The 17,807-nt window shown below is 69.3% G+C and carries 19 protein-coding genes, 1 tRNA gene, 1 other RNA gene and 1 pseudogene; 5 read left to right on the plus strand and 17 right to left on the minus strand.

Annotation, left to right across the window (positions count from 1 at the left end; all coding sequences use genetic code 11):
* Positions 1 to 13: 13 nt before the first annotated feature.
* On the plus strand, positions 14 to 1,975 hold the full coding sequence (locus ABVN73_RS07615; RefSeq protein ID WP_353857490.1) for a nucleoside-diphosphate sugar epimerase/dehydratase: 1,962 nt from the start codon (positions 14 to 16) through the stop codon (positions 1,973 to 1,975).
* A gap of 186 nt (positions 1,976 to 2,161) precedes the next feature.
* Positions 2,162 to 2,236 (plus strand) — tRNA-Thr (locus ABVN73_RS07620).
* Positions 2,237 to 2,519: 283 nt separating this feature from the next.
* On the opposite strand, the gene pal is transcribed toward ABVN73_RS07620, so the two are convergent.
* From pal to ABVN73_RS07700, 16 genes and pseudogenes are all read right to left on the minus strand, one after another.
* Complete coding sequence (pal, locus tag ABVN73_RS07625; RefSeq protein ID WP_109069629.1) at positions 2,520 to 2,996, minus strand: peptidoglycan-associated lipoprotein Pal; 477 nt, start codon at positions 2,994 to 2,996, stop codon at positions 2,520 to 2,522.
* A gap of 148 nt (positions 2,997 to 3,144) precedes the next feature.
* On the minus strand, positions 3,145 to 4,497 hold the full coding sequence (tolB, locus tag ABVN73_RS07630; RefSeq protein WP_353857491.1) for a Tol-Pal system beta propeller repeat protein TolB: 1,353 nt from the start codon (positions 4,495 to 4,497) through the stop codon (positions 3,145 to 3,147).
* Positions 4,498 to 4,499: 2 nt separating this feature from the next.
* A complete protein-coding gene (locus tag ABVN73_RS07635) occupies positions 4,500 to 5,645 on the minus strand; it encodes a hypothetical protein (RefSeq protein ID WP_353857492.1) in 1,146 nt (381 codons plus the stop codon).
* Between the two features lie 28 nt (positions 5,646 to 5,673).
* Positions 5,674 to 6,156, minus strand: coding sequence for a protein TolR (tolR, locus tag ABVN73_RS07640; protein WP_014240514.1), 483 nt, complete (start codon positions 6,154 to 6,156; stop codon positions 5,674 to 5,676).
* Position 6,157: 1 nt separating this feature from the next.
* Positions 6,158 to 6,880, minus strand: a complete 723-nt coding sequence (gene tolQ, locus ABVN73_RS07645; protein ID WP_114861982.1) for a protein TolQ — start codon at positions 6,878 to 6,880, stop codon at positions 6,158 to 6,160.
* Between the two features lie 5 nt (positions 6,881 to 6,885).
* The gene (ybgC, locus tag ABVN73_RS07650) at positions 6,886 to 7,365 is read right to left on the minus strand and encodes a tol-pal system-associated acyl-CoA thioesterase (protein ID WP_353857493.1); all 480 of its coding nucleotides are present in this window, start codon (positions 7,363 to 7,365) and stop codon (positions 6,886 to 6,888) included.
* Positions 7,358 to 8,449, minus strand: a complete 1,092-nt coding sequence (gene ruvB, locus ABVN73_RS07655; RefSeq protein ID WP_014240511.1) for a Holliday junction branch migration DNA helicase RuvB — start codon at positions 8,447 to 8,449, stop codon at positions 7,358 to 7,360. The genes ybgC and ruvB overlap by 8 nt, the downstream gene beginning before the upstream one ends.
* Positions 8,446 to 9,075, minus strand: coding sequence for a Holliday junction branch migration protein RuvA (ruvA, locus tag ABVN73_RS07660; RefSeq protein WP_188259465.1), 630 nt, complete (start codon positions 9,073 to 9,075; stop codon positions 8,446 to 8,448). The genes ruvB and ruvA overlap by 4 nt, the downstream gene beginning before the upstream one ends.
* On the minus strand, positions 9,072 to 9,530 hold the full coding sequence (locus ABVN73_RS07665; RefSeq protein ID WP_246472343.1) for a DUF559 domain-containing protein: 459 nt from the start codon (positions 9,528 to 9,530) through the stop codon (positions 9,072 to 9,074). Before ABVN73_RS07665 ends, ruvA begins: the two co-directional genes overlap by 4 nt.
* 78 nt (positions 9,531 to 9,608) lie before the next feature.
* A pseudogene (ruvC, locus tag ABVN73_RS07670) lies at positions 9,609 to 10,127 on the minus strand (crossover junction endodeoxyribonuclease RuvC); the annotation flags it as partial.
* A 29-nt stretch (positions 10,128 to 10,156) separates the two neighbouring features.
* On the minus strand, positions 10,157 to 10,909 hold the full coding sequence (locus ABVN73_RS07675) for a YebC/PmpR family DNA-binding transcriptional regulator (protein WP_353857494.1): 753 nt from the start codon (positions 10,907 to 10,909) through the stop codon (positions 10,157 to 10,159).
* A gap of 200 nt (positions 10,910 to 11,109) precedes the next feature.
* A complete protein-coding gene (locus ABVN73_RS07680) occupies positions 11,110 to 11,931 on the minus strand; it encodes a TIGR00282 family metallophosphoesterase (RefSeq protein ID WP_353857495.1) in 822 nt (273 codons plus the stop codon).
* Between the two features lie 12 nt (positions 11,932 to 11,943).
* Positions 11,944 to 12,537, minus strand: coding sequence for a 5-formyltetrahydrofolate cyclo-ligase (locus ABVN73_RS07685; protein WP_353857496.1), 594 nt, complete (start codon positions 12,535 to 12,537; stop codon positions 11,944 to 11,946).
* 39 nt (positions 12,538 to 12,576) lie between these two features.
* A non-coding RNA gene (ssrS, locus tag ABVN73_RS07690) (6S RNA) lies at positions 12,577 to 12,737 on the minus strand.
* Positions 12,738 to 12,750: 13 nt separating this feature from the next.
* Positions 12,751 to 13,065, minus strand: a complete 315-nt coding sequence (locus tag ABVN73_RS07695; RefSeq protein ID WP_014240504.1) for a cell division protein ZapA — start codon at positions 13,063 to 13,065, stop codon at positions 12,751 to 12,753.
* 3 nt (positions 13,066 to 13,068) lie between these two features.
* A complete protein-coding gene (locus ABVN73_RS07700; protein ID WP_038527192.1) occupies positions 13,069 to 13,293 on the minus strand; it encodes a hypothetical protein in 225 nt (74 codons plus the stop codon).
* A 328-nt stretch (positions 13,294 to 13,621) separates the two neighbouring features.
* Between ABVN73_RS07700 and tkt the strand changes: the two genes are divergently transcribed.
* Positions 13,622 to 15,634: a transketolase gene (gene tkt / locus ABVN73_RS07705; protein ID WP_353857497.1), complete on the plus strand. Its 2,013-nt coding sequence runs from the start codon at positions 13,622 to 13,624 to the stop codon at positions 15,632 to 15,634.
* 144 nt (positions 15,635 to 15,778) lie between these two features.
* The gene (gene gap, locus ABVN73_RS07710) at positions 15,779 to 16,786 is read left to right on the plus strand and encodes a type I glyceraldehyde-3-phosphate dehydrogenase (protein WP_353857498.1); all 1,008 of its coding nucleotides are present in this window, start codon (positions 15,779 to 15,781) and stop codon (positions 16,784 to 16,786) included.
* 99 nt (positions 16,787 to 16,885) lie between these two features.
* Here gap and ABVN73_RS07715 read toward each other — a convergent pair whose 3' ends face one another.
* Complete coding sequence (locus ABVN73_RS07715; protein ID WP_353857499.1) at positions 16,886 to 17,230, minus strand: type II toxin-antitoxin system HicB family antitoxin; 345 nt, start codon at positions 17,228 to 17,230, stop codon at positions 16,886 to 16,888.
* Between the two features lie 118 nt (positions 17,231 to 17,348).
* Between ABVN73_RS07715 and ABVN73_RS07720 the strand changes: the two genes are divergently transcribed.
* On the plus strand, positions 17,349 to 17,792 hold the full coding sequence (locus ABVN73_RS07720; RefSeq protein WP_353857500.1) for a hypothetical protein: 444 nt from the start codon (positions 17,349 to 17,351) through the stop codon (positions 17,790 to 17,792).
* Positions 17,793 to 17,807: the final 15 nt, after the last annotated feature.

Raw genomic sequence — 17,807 nt, forward strand, 5'->3', positions numbered from 1 at the left:
CAAGGTAAAGCGCATGCGCATCCCGTCCCCGCGGGCGTCCCTCGTCTACCTGCACGACCTGACGATGACGGCCGTTTCCCTGGTTGTGGCGCTGTATCTGCGCGTGGGCCAGCAGGCGTTCGACGAATACAGAGACCCGCTGCTGACGGGCCTTCCCATCCTGGTGCTGATCGCAGCGGTGGTCTTCCGCCTCTCCGGCCTGTACCGCGGCATCTGGCGCTACGCCTCCGTTCCCGATCTGGCGCAGCTTCTGCGCGCGGTCACGATGGTGGTGCTGTGCTTCCTGGCGGTGATGTTCCTGCTGACCCGGCTGGACTCCCTGCCGCGCTCCCTGCCGGTGATCCTGTGGTTCGTGCAGCTCGTCCTGCTGGGCGGGCCGCGCTTCGCCTACCGGCTTATCAAAGACCGCCGTCTCGGCCTCCACGATCCGGCCTCGGGGGGCGTTCCGCGCATCCCGGTGCTTCTGCTCGGCGTCAGCGACGCGGCGGAGCTGTTCATCCGCTCGCTGGACCAGAACGCCGGCGCCGCCTACCGCGCGGTCGGCCTGCTGGACGACAAGAACCGGCGCATCGGCCACGCCATCCGCGGCGTGCCCGTTCTGGGCGGCCCCGACGACCTGCCCCGCGTGGTCGAGGAGTTGGCGCAGCGCGGCGACCGCCCGCAACGCCTGATCGTCGCCAAGGGCCAGGCCGACGTGCCCGGCACCGTCCTGCGCGATCTTCTGGAGCAGGCGGAATCGCTCGGCCTGTCCATGGCCCGCCTGCCCAGCCTGACCGAGTTCAAGTCGGCGCTGGGCGAAGGCAAGATCGAGGTGCGCCCGATCGCGCTGGAGGACCTGCTGGGCCGGCCCCAGGCGGTTCTCAACCGCGGCGCCATCGCCAGTCTGGTGACCGGACGGCGCGTCGTGGTGACCGGCGCGGGGGGCACCATCGGCAGCGAGCTGGTGCGCCAGATCGCCGCCCTCGAACCGGAGACGCTGACCCTGGTCGATGCCGGGGAGTTCAACCTCTACAGCATCGAGATGGAGGTGCGGGAGCGCTTCCCCGCCCTGGCGCTCCAGGCGGTGATCGCCGACGTGCGCGACCGCGACCGCATCTTCCGCCTGTTCCAGGCGCAGCGCCCGCACATGGTCTTCCACGCCGCCGCGCTGAAGCATGTGCCGCTGGTCGAGGCCAACCCGGCGGAAGGCGCGCTGACCAACGTCATCGGCACCCGCAACGTCGCCGACGCGGCGCGGGCCAACGGCTGCCAGGCGATGGTCCTGGTGTCCACCGACAAGGCGATCCGCCCGACCAGCGTGATGGGCGCCACCAAGCGCTTCGCCGAATGCTATTGCCAGGCGCTGGACATGCTGCCGCCGCGAGACGGCAGCGAGACGGCCACCCGCTACATGACCGTCCGCTTCGGCAACGTGCTGGGCTCCAGCGGGTCGGTGGTGCCGCTGTTCACCCGCCAGCTCGCCAAGGGCGGCCCGCTGACCGTCACCCACCCCGACATGCGCCGCTACTTCATGACGGTGCGCGAGGCGGTGGAGCTGGTGCTCCAGGCCTCGGCCCACGGCGTCGCCCGCGCGGAGGAGCGCGGCAAGGTGCTGGTGCTCGACATGGGCGAGCCGGTGAAGATCGTCGACCTCGCGCGGCAGATGATCCGGCTGGCCGGCTACCGGCCCGGCGAGGACATCAAGATCGAGTTCACCGGCCTGCGCCCCGGCGAGAAGCTGTTCGAGGAGATCCTGACCTCGGCGGAGGCGCCGTCGCGCACCGAGGCCGACGGCGTGTTCCTCGCCTCGCCGCGGGTCATCGACTACGCCCTCATCAACCGCGCCCTGGGCGAGCTGCAGACGGCGGCGCGGGCCGGCGATGCCGAGCGGGTGATGACGATCCTCTCCAACATCGTCCCCGACTTCCGCGCCGAGGCCGTCCTCCCGCCGCCCAGCGCCTTCGGAGGCACCTCGGGCGAGGCCGGCGCCGGCTGACCGACGGGAACAAAGGCGCGATCCCGGACGTGTTCCCGGGGGTGTTCATGGGCGGGGATTTCCCCGCCCATTTTTCTTTGCCGAAATGGCACTTACCCGCTTGCATCGCGGCAAAGCCTGTGGCATAACCCGCGCCACTTCGACGGTTGGCCGCAAGTTCTTCCCGGCCAGCATCACCGTCCCGGCGCTGCCGTAGCTCAGTGGTAGAGCACTCCCTTGGTAAGGGAGAGGTCGAGAGTTCAATCCTCTCTGGCAGCACCATCCTCCCCCTTCATCATTTCTTCGAGAATGCTCAAGCGCAGCCGTTTCCCGGCTTGCGTGGCTTTTTGCGTTCTGCCCCCTCCCTACCCCTCCCCCGCTTCGCAGGGGAGGGAACGGATGCCGCTTCGCATAAGGCCCCCTCCCCTGCGAAGCGGGGGAGGATCGGGGTGGGGGGCAAGGTCTCGCCAGGCTCAAAGCCCCTCCCCCGACGCCCCAAACGAAAAACGCCGCCCCGGATTGCTCCGGAGCGGCGTTTCCGTTGGAACCCGGACGGGCGCCGTCGTTAGTCGACGACGGTCACGCCACGGCGGTTCTGCGCCCAGGAGGCCTCGTTCGAGCCGAGGACCGCCGGCTTCTCCTTGCCGTAGGAGATGACCTTGACGCGCGAGGCGTTGATGCCGCCGGCGACGAGGTAGTTCTTCACCGAGTTGGCGCGGCGCTCGCCCAGGGCGAGGTTGTACTCGCGGGTGCCGCGCTCGTCAGCGTGGCCTTCGATGGTCACGGTGACGTTCGGGTACTGCTTCAGCCAGGAAGCCTGACGGTCCAGGGTGGCGCGAGCCTCCGGAGCCAGGTCGTAGCGGTCGAGACCGAAGAACACGCGGTCGCCGACGTTGACGACCAGGTCTTCCTGCGAGCCCGGACGGATCTGGCTGGACGTGGCGGCGCCCGTGGCGTTGGCGTTGCCGGCATCCTTCGGAGCGGTTTCGCAAGCGGCAACCAGAGCGACGGCGGCGATCAGGCTCAGATACTTGATACGCATGTTAAATGACCCCCTAAGCGACACGATGTGTTTTGACCGGATTGTGGAGGAAGAACGCCGCCGACTTCCGCCAGACCCCGACGGAAGTACCGACCTCCGGCCTTCGTCTTGAGCGTCGTTCTTGCGCGCGCAAAATAGGGCTACTCCACTAGGGAATCAAGGGCGACCATGCAGGATCGGAGCCGTCGAGCGGAGTGATCACACGGCGTTCGTTTGCGCCGGTCACGTCGATCGTGTAGAGCTTCGCGCTTCGCCCGCGGCCATCGCCGGCCGGAACATCGCGGAAGAAGCTCAGCACCCGGCCGTTCGGCGCCCAGGTCGGGCCTTCCACGTGGAACGACTCGGTCAGGATGCGCTCGCCGGTGCCGTCCGGACGGATCACGCCGAGCGCGAAGTTGCTGCCCCGCTGGCGGGTGAAGGCGATCAGGTCGCCGCGCGGCGACCACACCGGCGTGCCGTAGCGGCCCTCGCCGAAGGTCAGGCGCTTCGGCCCGGAGCCGTCCGCGTTCATGATGTAGAGCTGCTGGCTGCCGCCGCGGTCCGACTCGAAGACGATGCGCTGGCCGTCCGGCGAGTAGCTGGGACCGGTGTCGATTCCCGGCGAATCGGTGAGCTGGGTCTGGCGGCGCGTCCGCAGGTCCAGGGTGTAGATGTCGGTGTTGCCGTTCTGCGCCATGCTCATGATGACCTTGTTGCCGTCCGGCGAGAAGCGCGGGGCGAAGGTCATGCCGACGAAGTCGCCGAGGACTTCCTGGCGGCCGCTGTCGATGTTGAACAGGTACACGCGCGGCTTCTTGTTGAAGTACGACATGTACGTGATTTCCTGGGTCGCCGGCGAGAAGCGCGGCGTCAGGACCAGATTCTTGCCGTCGGTCAGGAACTGGTGGTTCTCACCGTCCTGGTCCATGATGGCGAGCTGCTTCTTGCGCGCGTTGGCCGGGCCGGATTCGGCCACATAGACGATGCGCGTGTCGAAGTAGCCCTCCTCGCCGGTCAGCCGCTTGTAGATGGCGTCGGCGACGATGTGGGCGATGCGTCGCCAGCTGTCGGCGGTCGCGGTGTAGCTCAGCCCCTGCATGTACTGGCCGGCGGCCACGTCCCACAGGCGGAAGTCGACCTTCATGCGGCCGTCGCCCATGGCGGTGGTGTTGCCGGCGACCAGCGCCTGGGCGCCGACGGCGCGCCAGTCCTGGTAGCGCGGCTCGCCGGAGCGGAGCTGGTCGGGGGTCTGCAGGAAGCCCTTGGGGTCAAGCGGCCGGAACAGGCCCGACCGCTCCAGATCGGCGGCGACCACCTTGGAAATGTCCGAGCCGACCTGCGCCTCGCGCCCGCCGGCACCGGCGAAGCTGGTGATGGCGATCGGCAGCGGCTCGACCACGCCCTTGGTGATGTCGATTCGCACCTCGGCGCGGGCCGGGGCGGGCGCCGCGACGCCGAGGGCGAGCAGCAGGGCGCCGGCGCAACCGGCGGCCTTCAGCAGGAGCCTCGTCTTCTTCGTCATCGTCAGAACATGTCCCTCGGGTCGAAATTGAACACGAAGTAACGCCACTCTTCATACCGGGCGGGCGTGAAGTCGCTGGAGAACTCGCTGATGGGCAGGGGGCTGGCCCGCTTCACCGCGCGCAGCGCGGCGTCGGCCGATGCCCGGAAGGCCGCGTCCGACATGTAGCGGGAGCGGTACCTCTCGTTGATCGTCGCGTTGAGGACCGAACCGTCGCGGCCCAGCTCAACGATGATCTCCACCTGCATGTTCCCGGCGTCCTTGCGGCCCGGGTCGAAGTTCCAGTTCTTGCTCACCGCGCCGCGGATACCGTCGATGGCGCGGCCCGACGGCTTGAACGGCTTGTCGGGTCCGTTCACCGCCTTGGCCGCCCCTGATGGCGCCGCCGATGCGGCGGCCTGCTGGGTCGGCTTGGCGTCGGCCTTGCTCTCCGACGCCGCCGGCTTGGCCGGGGCGTTCTTCTGAACGTTCTTCAGAAGGTCGGCCAGCGCGTCGGTCTTCTCCGGCGGCTTTTCCGGCTTCTTCGGCTCGGCCTTCGGAGGCTCCGGCTTGGTCGGCTCGGGCTTCTTGGGCTCGGGCTTGGGCGGTTCCGGTTTGGCCGGTTCCGGCTTCGGCGGCTCGGGCTTCTTCGGCTCCGGCTTCGGGGGCTCGGGCTTGGGAGGCTCAGGCTTCGGCGGTTCCGGTTTGGGCGGCTCCGGCTTCGGGGGCTGCGGCTTCGGCTCCGGCTTGGGCTCGGGCGGCTTGACCACTGGGGCCGGCTCCGGATCGGGCGGCGGCGGGGGCGGAGTCGGCTTGGGCGGCGGCGGCGGTTCGCGCGCCGGGGGCGGCGTCACCTGGGCGACCTTGGGCGGCTCCGGAACCTTCGGCTCGGGCCGGGGCGGCGGCGGGGGCGGGGGCTCGCTGGCCGGCTCCGGCGGCGCGGGGGCCGGCGGGCTCGGCTTGGCCTCGGGGACCGGCGGCTTGGGAGCCGACGGCTTCGGCTCGCCCTTGTCGACGCGCGCGGCCTGGGTCACCTCGCCTATGTCCACGATCTCGATCGGGATGGACTCGGGGATGTCCAGCTTGCGATCGCTGGGCGGCATGCCGAGCACGAACAGCGCGACCAGCGCGACGTGCAGCGTTGCCGAGGCGATCAGGGGTTTGCGCATGGGTCAGCCTTCAACTCGCCGTGGCGTCTCAGCGCTGCGCCGAGCCGCCGACGCGCGGCCCGGTGGCGCCCGGCCCGCTGGGCATCTCGGCGACCAGCCCGACCTTCTTGAAGCCGGCGGCGCTCATGGTGCCCATCACCTCCAGCATCTTGCCGTAGGCGATCTTCGCGTCGCCGCGCACCAGGATGCGGGCGTCTGGGTTGTTGTTGGTCACGGCGATCAGCAGCGGCACCATGTTGGCCGTCTCGACCGCCGTCTCCTGCACATAGACCCGGCCGTCGGACTGGACGGTCACGAACAGCGGGTCCTTCTGCGCCTCCAGCGGGGCGGCGTTGGTCTTCGGCAGATCCACCGGCACGCCGACGGTCAGCAGCGGTGCCGCGACCATGAAGACGATCAGCAGCACCAGCATGACGTCGATGAAGGGCGTCATGTTGATGTCGGCCATCGCGCGGTATCCGCGGCGGCGGCCCCGTCCGTGGCCGCCCTTTCCTGCGAGCTGGGCTCCCATGTCAGGCGGCTCCCCGCTCCTCGAGGTGGCGCGACAGGATCGCCGAGAACTCGCCCGAGAAGGTCTCCAGCCGGTCGGCGTAGCGGCCGAGGTCGGTGGTGAACTTGTTGTACGAGATCACGGCGGGGATGGCGGCCACGAGACCCAGCGCCGTGGCGAACAGCGCCTCGGCGATGCCGGGGGCGACGACGGCGAGGCTGGTGTTGCCCGACGCGGCGATGGAGGTGAAGGAGTTCATGATGCCCCACACCGTGCCGAACAGGCCGATGAAGGGGGCCGTCGAGCCAACCGACGCCAGGAAGGTCATGTAGCGCTCGGCGCGCAGCATCTCGCGCCCGATGGTCACCGACATGACGCGCTCGACCCGCTGCTGCAGCGAGCCCTTCATGGAGCCGATGCCGCGGTCGGCGGCGTGGCGCCACTCGCGCATTCCGGCGGCGAAGGTCGCCGACATCGGGTCGGCCGGGTTCTGGCCGATGCGGTCGTACAGGGCGTCCAGCGAGCCGCCGGACCAGAAGCTCTCCTCGAAGGCGTCCGCCTGCGCGTTGAGGCGGCGGATGCGCATCAGCTTCTCGATGATGATGGCCCAGCACCACACCGAGGCAACCAGCAGCATCAGCATCACGACCTTGACGATCATGTCGGCCTGCCAGAACAGGCCCCACATCGTGATGTCGTGAGCCTTCGCCGCGGCCCCGACCACCTGGGCGGAATTCAGATCCATCGCAGTCAGTCTCGCTTCTGCCTTTTGTACAAATCGATGAGCGCCTCGCGGACCGGCGCCGGAAGGCGCGCGGGACGTCCGGCCCGGTTACCGGTCAAATTGATCATCGCCAGCTGAATCACCGCCCGCGCGAGGTCACGGCCGTCGCGACGGGCAAGTTGTGCAACTGCGAAGGAGGCACCGCCGGTATCGGTGATTCGCGTCACCACTTCAAGCGTATCCTCGAGCTTTGCGGGAGCGACAAAATCGATCTCCGCCCGTCGTACCGCAAATGACACACCGTCGCTTTCGGCCAGCCCGGCGTTGGTGAATCCGGTCAGCCGCAGCATCTCGGTGCGCGCCCGCTCGAAGAAGCGCAGGTAGTTGGCGTGATAGACCAGACCCCCGGCGTCCGTGTCCTCGTAGTAGACCCGCAAGCGCAGCCTGTGCTGCGCGTTCTCGTCAAACCAGCCCGAAAGATTTGCCGTCCCGGCATCGTCAGACATCGCCGTCCTCCGGGTCCGGGTTGGCCTCCGACAGCCGGTCCAGCAGGTCGAACTGCCGCGTCGGCGCCGACGGCGGGTTGAGACCCAGATAGCGGAAGCCCTGGTCGGTCAGCATGCGCCCGCGCGGGGTCCGCTGCAGGAAGCCCTGCTGGATCAGGTAGGGTTCCACCACCTCCTCCAGCACGTCGCGCTGCTCGCCGAGCGCGGCGCCCAGCGTGTCCACGCCCACCGGGCCGCCGTTGTAGTTGTTGGCGATGATGCCGAGATAGCGCCGGTCCATGCTGTCGAGGCCGAGCCGGTCGACCTCCAGCCGGGTCAGGGCGGCGTCGGCGATGCGCGCGTCCACCTCCGGCACGCCGGCCACCGAGGCGAAGTCGCGCACCCTGCGCAGCAGCCGCCCCGACACGCGCGGCGTCCCGCGCGACCGGTTGGCGATCTCCCGCGCCCCTTCCGGGGTGATGAGCATGTTGAACACGGCCGCGGCGCGGCGGACGATCAGCTCCAGCTCGTCCGGCTCGTAGAACTGCAGCCGCACGGGAATGCCGAACCGTTCGCGCAGCGGGCGCGTGATCAGCCCGGACCGGGTGGTGGCGCCGACCAGCGTGAAGGGCGGCAGGTCGATCCGGATGGACCGTGCCGACGGGCCTTCGCCGATGATGAGGTCGAGCTGGAAATCCTCCATGGCGGGATAGAGCACCTCTTCCACGGCGGGATTAAGGCGATGAATCTCGTCGATGAAGAGGACGTCGTGCGGCTGCAGGTTGGTCAGCAGCGCGGCGAGGTCGCCGGCGCGCGCGATGACCGGGCCGGAGGTCGCGCGGAAGCCCACCCCCAGCTCGCGCGAGACGATTTGGGCCAGCGTCGTCTTGCCCAGGCCGGGCGGCCCGAACAGCAGCACATGGTCCAGCGCCTCCCCGCGGGAGCGGGCGGCCTGGATGAAGATCGACAGGTTCTCGCGCGCCTGCCGCTGGCCGATGAACTCGGCGAGCGAGAGCGGGCGGATCGAGGCTTCGCCGGAGTCGCCGGCGCCCCGCCCCGGCTGCACCAGCCGGTCGGGATCGGAGCCGTTCTGGTCGGCGGTCATTGGCTGAGTTCCTTAAGGCCATGGCGGATCAGCTCCGACACGCCGGCCCCGTCGCCCAGCTTGCGCCCGGCGGCCACGACGGCGCCGAACGCCTCCGACCGCCCGTAGCCGAGGTTGACGAGGGCCGAGACGGCATCCGCCATGACCATGTTGTCGGGGCCGCCCGCCGTCGGCGCCGCCTTGCCGCCCGCCGCCGGAGCGGCGGAGGCCGAGGCGCCGAGGGTGAGGTTGCCCACCTTGTCCTTCAACTCGTTGACGATGCGCGCGGCCACCTTCGGCCCCACGCCGTCGGCGCGGGTGAGCGCCGTCTTGTCCTGCGCGGCGATGGCGCGGGTGAGCTGGTCGGGGTCGAGCACGCCGAGAATCGACAGGGCGAGGCGCGAGCCGACGCCCTGGATGGTGGTCAGCAGCCGGAACCAGTCGCGCTCGCCCGCATCGGCGAAGCCGTAGAGGGTGATCCGGTCGTCGCGGATGAAGGTCTCGACGACCAGCGCCCGCCGCTCCCCCACCGCCATGCGCGACAGCGTGCGGTTGGAGCAGGCGACCTGGTAGCCGACCCCGTTGACGTCCACCACCACCCAGTCGGTCCCGACCGAATCCACGACACCGGTGAGCTTGGCGATCATGGAAGTGACTCCCTGCCGGACGGCTGGCGCCGCAGAATGGTTGTTTCGTCGAGGCGGGCCTTGATCGTTTCAAGGACCCCGTCCAGGTTCTCGTTCAATTCGTTGTTCCAGAAGCGCAGCACGCGGAAACCCGCCTGCTCCAGCATGCGGGTCCGGCGCTGGTCCTGTTCGACGCGATCCGCATGCTGTCCACCGTCCAGTTCGATGACCAGACGGTGGTCGTGGGCCACGAAGTCCACCGTAAAACCCAATATCGGTTCCTGACGGCGGAATTTCGCCCCCATCTGGGCGTTCCGCAGCCGCTGCCACAGCAACTTTTCGACGTCCGTGGAATCACGCCGCAACTGACGTGCCCGAACGGTCTGAACCTCGGACGGCTTCTTTTGCGCCAGGACTCCCCACTCCCCCTCTCCCCCCCGGGGAGAGGGTTGGGGTGAGGGGGGAACGCCGCCCATTTTGCCGCGCCCCAGGAGTTGCGCCCCCTCACCCTGCCCTCTCCCCGGGGGGGAGAGGGAAGACGCCGGTGTCCAGGACAAAAGGGACTGTCGGTGATGCGCGTGGCAGATGGCCACGGCCAAGGCGTCCGCGGCGTCCGGCGTGGTGATGGCGCAGCCGGGCAGCAGCAGGCGCACCATGGCCTGCACCTGCGTCTTGTCGGCCCGGCCCTGCCCCACCACGGCCTTCTTCACCATGTTGTTGGCGTACTCGGCCACCGACAGCCCGGCCAATGCCGGGACCAGCAGGGCCACCGCCCGCGCCTGCCCCAGCTTCAGCGTCGAGACCGCGTTGCTGTTGACGAAGGTCTCCTCCACCGCCGCCTCGTCGGGGCGGTAGCGCTCCAGCACCTCCGACAAGGCGTCGTGGATCTGGCACAGCCGTTCGGCGAGCGGACGGCCGTCGTCGGAATGGACGGCGCCGTCCGCCACATGGGTCAGCCGGTTGCCGGACACGTCGATGACGCCCCAGCCGGTGTGCCGGAGGCCGGGGTCCAGCCCCAACAGGCGTACGGGCGGCTGTTGTGCCGCCCCGCTCCTTCCGGCCTGCCCAAGCACCCCGGTTCCCTCCGCTCCGCAGCCTGAGATCAGGCCGTCAGCTTCTGCATCAGCTCGTCGGAGATGTCGAAGTTGCCTTCGACGGTCTGGACGTCGTCGTTGTCCTCCAGCACGTCCAGCAGCTTCAGCAGGCTGGCGGCGGCGTCCTCGGACGGGGCGACGGTGTTCAGCGGCTTCCAGGTCAGGCGCGCGCTCTCCGCGCCGCCGAACTTGGCCTCCAGCGCGTCGCGCACGACGGCGAAGTTCTCCACCGTCGTGGTAACCTCGTGACCGTTCTCGTCGGACGCCACGTCGTCCGCGCCGGCCTCCAGGGCCACCTCGAACACGGCGTCCGCCGCAGCGGCGGCGGCCGGGTAGTAGATCGCGCCGACGCGGTTGAACATGAAGCTGACCGAGTTCGTCTCACCCAGCGAGCCGCCGTACTTGGTGAAGGCGGAGCGCACTTCCGACGCGGTGCGGTTGCGGTTGTCGGTCAGCGCGTCGACGATCAGCGCGACGCCGCCGGGGCCGTAGCCCTCGTACCGCACCTCTTCGTAGTTCGCGTCGTCGCCGCCACCGGGCGTGCCCTGCTTGATCGCGCGGTCGATGCGGTCGCGCGGCATGTTCTGCGTGCGGGCCGCGGTGATCGCGGCGCGCAGGCGCGGGTTGGCCGCCGGGTCCGGCAGGCCGCCCTTGGCCGCCACGGTGATCTCGCGGGCGAGCTTGTTGAAGATCTTCGACCGCTTGGCGTCCTGCGCGCCCTTGCGGTGCATGATGTTCTTGAATTGGCTATGACCGGCCATGCGTCGAACGAGCCCCAGATGGATTCAAAGATACAAGGTCTTGTGAAACAGCTTGGTAAGCGGTGGGACACATGTACCAGCCTTTGTGCGCCACCGCACGCCTTCGGCGCCGGAGACGACACCTACCCATATAGAAAGTCAATATGGCAGTATTGGGGCGCCCCTTTTGCGCCGCGCGGGGGCTCGGCCGGCCGCCTCGCTCAGCCCCGCACCGGGACGGACTGGCTCAGCCGCCCGCCCAGCCGCACCGGCTGGATGCTGGTGGCGAGGCCGGTGCGGTCGTCCGTCTCGACGTAGCAGCCGCAGACCGTGGCCTCGCCTTCCGCCGGGCTCAGCCGCTCGGTGGGCAGCTTGCGGATCAGCTTGGCCATGGCGACCTCCTTCTTCATGCCGATGGCGCTGTCGTAGTCGCCGCACATGCCGGCGTCGGTCAGATAGGCGGTGCCGCCCTTCATCACCACATGGTCCGCCGTCGGAACGTGGCTGTGCGTGCCAACCACCAGCGAGGCGCGGCCGTCGCAGAAATGGCCCATGATCATCTTCTCGCTGGTCGCCTCGCCATGGACGTCGACCAGGATGGCGTCGGCGCCGTTGGGGCCCAGCCGGTGGGCGCGCAGCACCCGGTCCACCGCGGCGAAGGGGTCGTCCAGCGGGTCCATGAACAGGCGCAGCATCACGTTCATCACCAGCACCTTGCGCCCGCCCCGCGCCTGCAGCAGCACGAAGCCGCGCCCCGGGGTCCCCTCCGGGTAGTTCAGCGGGCGGATGATGCGCGGCTGCTGGTCGATCGCCGCCACCAGCTCCTTCTGGTCCCAGCTGTGGTTGCCCAGAGTCACCACGTCCACGCCGGCGGCGAAGAACTCCTCGGCGATCTTCACGGTGATGCCGAAGCCGCCGGCGGCGTTCTCGCCGTTGACCACCGTCAAATCGGGGTCCAGCCGGTCGCGCAGCATCGGCATGTGCGCGATCACCGCGTCGCGACCCGTCCGCCCCACCACGTCACCGAGAAACAAAAGCCGCATCGTCCCCAACCTTCACTGCGTAAAGCGGAGCGTCTCGCGCTCCGTCAGAATCCAATCGAGCCGCTCGTCGTGCGCCCCGCAGGGCACCGAGTCCATCTCCTGCGCGGCGAAGGCCATGCCGACCGCCAGGACGGGACGGATCGCGCGCAGGGCGTCCAGCGTCCGGTCGTAGTAGCCGGCGCCATAGCCCAGCCGGTGCCCGCTGCGGTCGAAGGCCAGCATCGGCACCAGCAGCACCGCCGGCACGACCTCGGGCCGGTCGGCGCTTGGCTCCTGGATGCCGTAACGGCCGGCGGCCAGCGGCTGCGCCGGGTCCCAGTCGCGGAAGGTCAGCGCCTGCCCGCGCGGCCCGGACACCGGAAGCGCGATGGAGCGCCCGCCCGTCCTAAGATGGAGCAGCAGGGGCCGCGCGTCGAGTTCCGAGCCGAGCGGCCAGTAGCCGGCGACCGGGCCATCCGGGACGAGCCCCGGCCGGACCAGCTCCTCCAGGAAGCGGTCGCGCAGAGCATCCGCGGCAAATGCGCGCATCCGGTCGTCGCTGAGGGAGTCGCGCCGGGCGCGCGCCTGGGCTCGGGCGGCGTCCTTGGCCGCGCGCGGGTCGGTCATCGTCGCCTGGAAACGCCGGGGAAAATCGGGGGAAAGGCGGAAGGTGCCGCCTCGGCCGTTGGCATGTGCTTATCCTCCATGACCTGCAGAGCAGGTGGGCGCCATATACCCGGACCAAGGCCCGGACAGGGACAGCTCCCGAGAGTCTAAGATTATCGGCCCTGGGGATTATTGCGACCTGACGAACCAGGCAGCGACCTTCCGTGGACTAACTTAAGCGCGCTCGAGCCGCGCGGCAACCTCTTCGATGCGCAAAGCGACATTATCCACGGCGGCGGCCACCTCGGCCTCGTTGACCGTGGACAGCGGGGCGAGGCCGCGGCCGGCCATCACGTCCTGCATCTCGTCGGCCATGACGATGGCGGTGAGGACGAGCATCTGCGCCTCCGACCCGGACTTCCCTCCGCCGGTCACCTGCTTCAGCTTGGCGTCCACGAAGCCGGCCAGCTCACGCAGGCGGGCTTCCTGGCCGTCCTGGCAGAAGACGCGGTAGGCGCGCCCGTTCACCTCGATGTCCACCTGGGCCATGGCTCAATTCTCCAGAACCGCTTCGAGACGGCCGATGGCCGCCTCCAGACGCTTCGACACGGTCTCCGCGTTCTCCTGCGCCCGCGCCTGCTCGATGCGGGCCTCGCGCAGGGACTCGCTCAGCTCCTGCTCGCGCTTGGCCACCCGTTCCTCGCGGGCACACGCGGCATGCTCCAGACGATCCACGGCCTTGGAGAGGCGGTCGAGCGCGGCTTTCAGGGAATCCATGGGCGGGGAACCTTGACGGACGGATGGACGGCGGGCGGGCCGCATGTTCACACATGCATAAAATGCCGAGCGCTACAGTTGGGCCGGCCATGCCGCCCCGTCAACCGGAATTACGCCACGGTTCGCGGTGGAAATGGCGCCGCCACAATGCGCCGGAAGCCGAACCGCCATCCCCATTCCCGTGTTGACCTGCGCACACGGGTTCTGCATGGTGCGCCCGTCCTGCGGGAAGCCTTGTTTCCCGCCCAATCGGTGTTGCCCGACCCCATTCGGCCCCACCGTTCGCTGCCCGCCTGCCCACGGGAACATTCTTCAGGAACCCTGCCCGATGTCCGCTGCTTCCGCCGCCACCCCGCCCGCCCCCATCACCACCATGGCGAACGCCATCCGCGCGCTGTCCATGGACGCGGTGGAGGCCGCGAAGTCCGGCCACCCCGGCATGCCGATGGGCATGGCCGACGTGGCCACGGTGCTGTTCACGCGCTTCCTGAAGTTCAACCCGAAGCAGCCGGCCTGGGCCGACCGCGACCGCTTCATCCTGTCGGCCGGCCACGGCTCGATGCTGATCTACTCGCTGGGCTACCTGACCGGCTATGAGCGGATGACCATCGACGAGCTGAAGCGCTTCCGCCAGCTCGGCAGCCTGACGCCCGGCCACCCGGAGGTCGATCCGTCGCTCGGCATCGAGATGACCACCGGCCCGCTCGGCCAGGGCGTCTCCACCGCCGTCGGCTTCGCCCTGGCGGAGCGGATCACCAACGCCCGCTTCGGCGACGACCTCATCAATCACTACACCTACGTCATCGCGTCGGACGGCGACCTGATGGAGGGCGTCAGCCACGAGGCCTGCTCGCTGGCCGGCCATCTCGGGCTGAACCGCCTGATCGTGCTGTGGGACGACAACCACATCTCCATCGACGGCTCGACCGACCTCAGCTTCACCGACGACACGCCAGCCCGCTTCCGCTCCTACGGCTGGAACACGGCGACCGTCGACGGCCACGATCCGGAAGCCGTCGCCAAGGCCATCGAGGCCGCTCAGTCCTCCGACAAGCCGACGCTGATCGCCTGCCGCACCATCATCGGCAAGGGCGCCCCGAACAAGGCCAACACCCACGGCTGCCACGGCTCGCCGCTGGGCGCCGACGAGGTGGCCGCCACCCGTGAGAACCTCGGCTGGCCGCACGAGCCCTTCGTCGTCCCGCAAGACGTGCTGGACGCCTGGCGCGCCGCCGGAACCCGCGCCGACGCCGCCTACGCCGACTGGGCGCAGCGCGTCGCGGCGATGGACCCGTCCGCCCGCAAGGCCTTCGAGGCCGCCATGGGCCATGGCGTGCCCGCCGGACTGGACGAGCTGATCGCCGCCTTCAAGAAGAAGGTGTCGGAGGAGAAGCCGAGCTGGGCGACCCGCGTCGCGTCCGGCAACGTGCTCGACATCCTGGTCCCGGCGGTGCCGGAGATGATCGGCGGCTCCGCCGACCTGACCCCGTCGAACAACACCAAGGCGAAGAACACCGCCGACGTGAAGGGCCGCGGCGAGTTCAACGGCCGCTACGTCCGCTACGGCGTGCGCGAGCACGGCATGGCCACCGTCATGAACGGCATGGCGCTGCACGGCGGCGTCATCCCCTATGGCGGCACCTTCATGCAGTTCGCCGACTACTGCCGCCCGTCGATCCGTCTGGCCGCGCTGATGAAGCAGCGCTCGATCTTCGTGATGACCCACGACTCGATCGGCCTCGGCGAGGACGGCCCGACCCACCAGCCGGTGGAGCATCTGGCCGCCCTGCGCGCCATCCCGAACCTGCTGACCCTGCGCCCGGCCGACGCCGTCGAGACCGCGGAGTGCTGGCAGATCGCGCTGGAGCGCGTCAACGGTCCGTCCGTCCTGGCGCTGACCCGCCAGAACGTGCCGACCCTGCGCACCGAGCACGCGGCGGAGAACCGCTCCGCCCGCGGCGGCTACGTGATCCTGGAGGCCGAGGGCGAGCGCAAGGTGACGCTGCTCGCCACCGGCTCGGAAGTCTCGCTGGCCGCCGAGGCCCGCAAGGCGCTCCAGGCCGAGGGCATCGGCGCCGCCGTGGTGTCGATCCCGAGCTTCGAGCTGTTCGAGGCGCAGGACGACGCCTACAAGGCCTCCGTGCTCGGCAGCGGCGTCCGCGTCGCGGTCGAGGCCGCGATCCGTCAGGGCTGGGACCGCTGGCTCGGCTATCCGGGCGCCACGGCCACCGCCTTCGTCGGCATGAGCGGTTTCGGCGAGTCGGCCCCCTATCAGGAACTCTACAAGCACTTCGGCATTACCGCCGAGGCCGTGGTCGCCGCGGCGAAGGCGCGCCTGTAAAAGAGCGAGCGTTCGCGGGATCGGGCTCCGGGCCGACGGTCCGGGGCTGACAATGACCGCCCCGGACCACACATCCGGGGCCGGGAGTTACCGCCCCAAGCCGTATGGTTCGGGGTCGGGGAATGCCAGACTGGAGGAAAAACAATGGCTGTTCGGGTAGCGATCAACGGTTTTGGCCGTATCGGCCGTCTGGTTCTGCGGGCCATCTACGAGAGCGGCCGCAACGACGTGGAGGTCGTGGCGATCAACGACCTGGCCGACCTCAAGGCCAACGCCCACCTGCTGAAGTACGACAGCGTCCATGGCCGTTTCCCCGGCACCATCGAGACCCGCGACGGCGAGCTGATCGTCAACGGCCACTCGATCAAGGTCGTGCAGGAGCGTGACCCGGCCAAGCTGCCGTGGAAGGATCTGGGCATCCAGATCGCCATGGAATGCTCGGGCATCTTCACCAAGCGCGCCGACGCCGCCAAGCACCTGGAAGCGGGTGCGGAGAAGGTGCTGATCTCCGCTCCGGCCACCGACGAGGACATCACGGTGGTCTACGGCGTCAACCACGACCAGCTCAAGGCCGAGCACCGCATCGTGTCGAACGCCTCGTGCACGACGAACTGCCTGGCCCCGGTGGCCTTCGTGCTGCACAACCTGATCGGCATCGAGAAGGGCTTCATGACGACGATCCACTCCTACACGGGGGATCAGCGCATCGTCGACACCAACCACAAGGACCTGCACCGCGCCCGCGCCGCGGCGCTGAACATGATCCCGACCTCGACCGGGGCGGCCAAGGCGGTGGGCAAGGTGCTGCCCGAGCTGAAGGGCAAGCTGGACGGCACCGCCATGCGCGTGCCGACCCCGAACGTCTCGGTGGTCGACTTCAAGTTCACCGCCAAGCGCGCCACCTCGGTGGAGGAGATCACCAAGGCGATCTCCGAGGCCGCCAACGGCCCGCTCAAGGGCATCCTGGGCGCCTACACCGAGGACCTCGTCTCCACCGACTTCAACCACGACCCGCACAGCTCGATCTTCGCGCTGAACGAGACCAAGGTCATTGACGGCAACTTCGTCCGCATCATGACCTGGTACGACAACGAGTGGGGCTTCTCCAACCGCATGAGCGACACCGCCGTCGCCATGGCCAACGCCAAGTAAGCCGTCCCCGGCTTTCGGCCAAAGGAAAGGGCGCCCTGAACAGGGCGCCCTTTTTCATGTCCACGCCGTCGCGGTCGCGCCCCTGCGGCTGGAACGCGGTCACCCCGCCTTGACGGCGTTGATCCCCGTGGCTTGGGTCAACTGGTCGGCGACCCAGGCGGCGACGCTCTTGCCCTCGCGTTCCGCGCAGGTGGCAATGGCGCGGTGGAGCATCGGATTGACGCGGATGGCGAGCCTGCCCGAATAGGGCTGCTCGGTGTTGCCCGCCATGTCGCAGGCCATCGCCAGATAATCGTCCACGGCCTCGCGGAAGGCCCGGCGCAGTTCATCGACCGACCGGCCGGTGAAGGTGATCCCGTCGCGCGTGTTGATGACGGCGCCGACGAAGATGCCGGCGTCGTTGTCGAAATCGATCTGGGCCTTGTAGCCCTTATAGTCCATCATCGGCGGCGACCCCAGGAATGCGTGGGCTGGAAGGATAGCCTCGCCTCCGCCCCTGCGGTTTGACCTGCCTCAATTCCCGGAATCGGGCCGAGGGAATGCCTGCCCTGTTTTTCCCGCCATGACCGCCCCGCCCCCGCATCCCCGCCCCGTCCGCATCCACAGCCTGACCGACGCCGAGGCCGCCTGCGCCGCGGCGGCGGATCTCGGCGTTCCATTGCTGCTGGTCAGCGCGCCCGGCGCGGCGGCCTCCGCCGGGGCCGGCTGGTTTGGCGCGGTCGTCGCCCGTGCCGCCGCCCGGCATCCGTCGGTTGCGATCACCGCGGTCCTCGACTGCGCCGACCGGCCCGGCGACGCTCTGGCCGCGCTGTCCGCCGGGATCGCCACGGTCCTGTTCACGGGACGGGCGGACGTCGCGGAGCGGCTGGCCGACATCGCCGCGCAGCGCGGTGCCCGCCTGCTGACGTGGCTTCCCGCGGCGTTCGACTTGCGCGGGGTCCGCGCCCCCCGGCGCGCCTGCCGGGATTGGCTAGGCGGGCAAGACGATGGCCATGTCACGGAATAGTCCCAACGCGATACC

The sequence above is a fragment of the Azospirillum formosense genome (genome assembly GCF_040500525.1).
GTDB classification, from domain to species: domain Bacteria; phylum Pseudomonadota; class Alphaproteobacteria; order Azospirillales; family Azospirillaceae; genus Azospirillum; species Azospirillum formosense_A.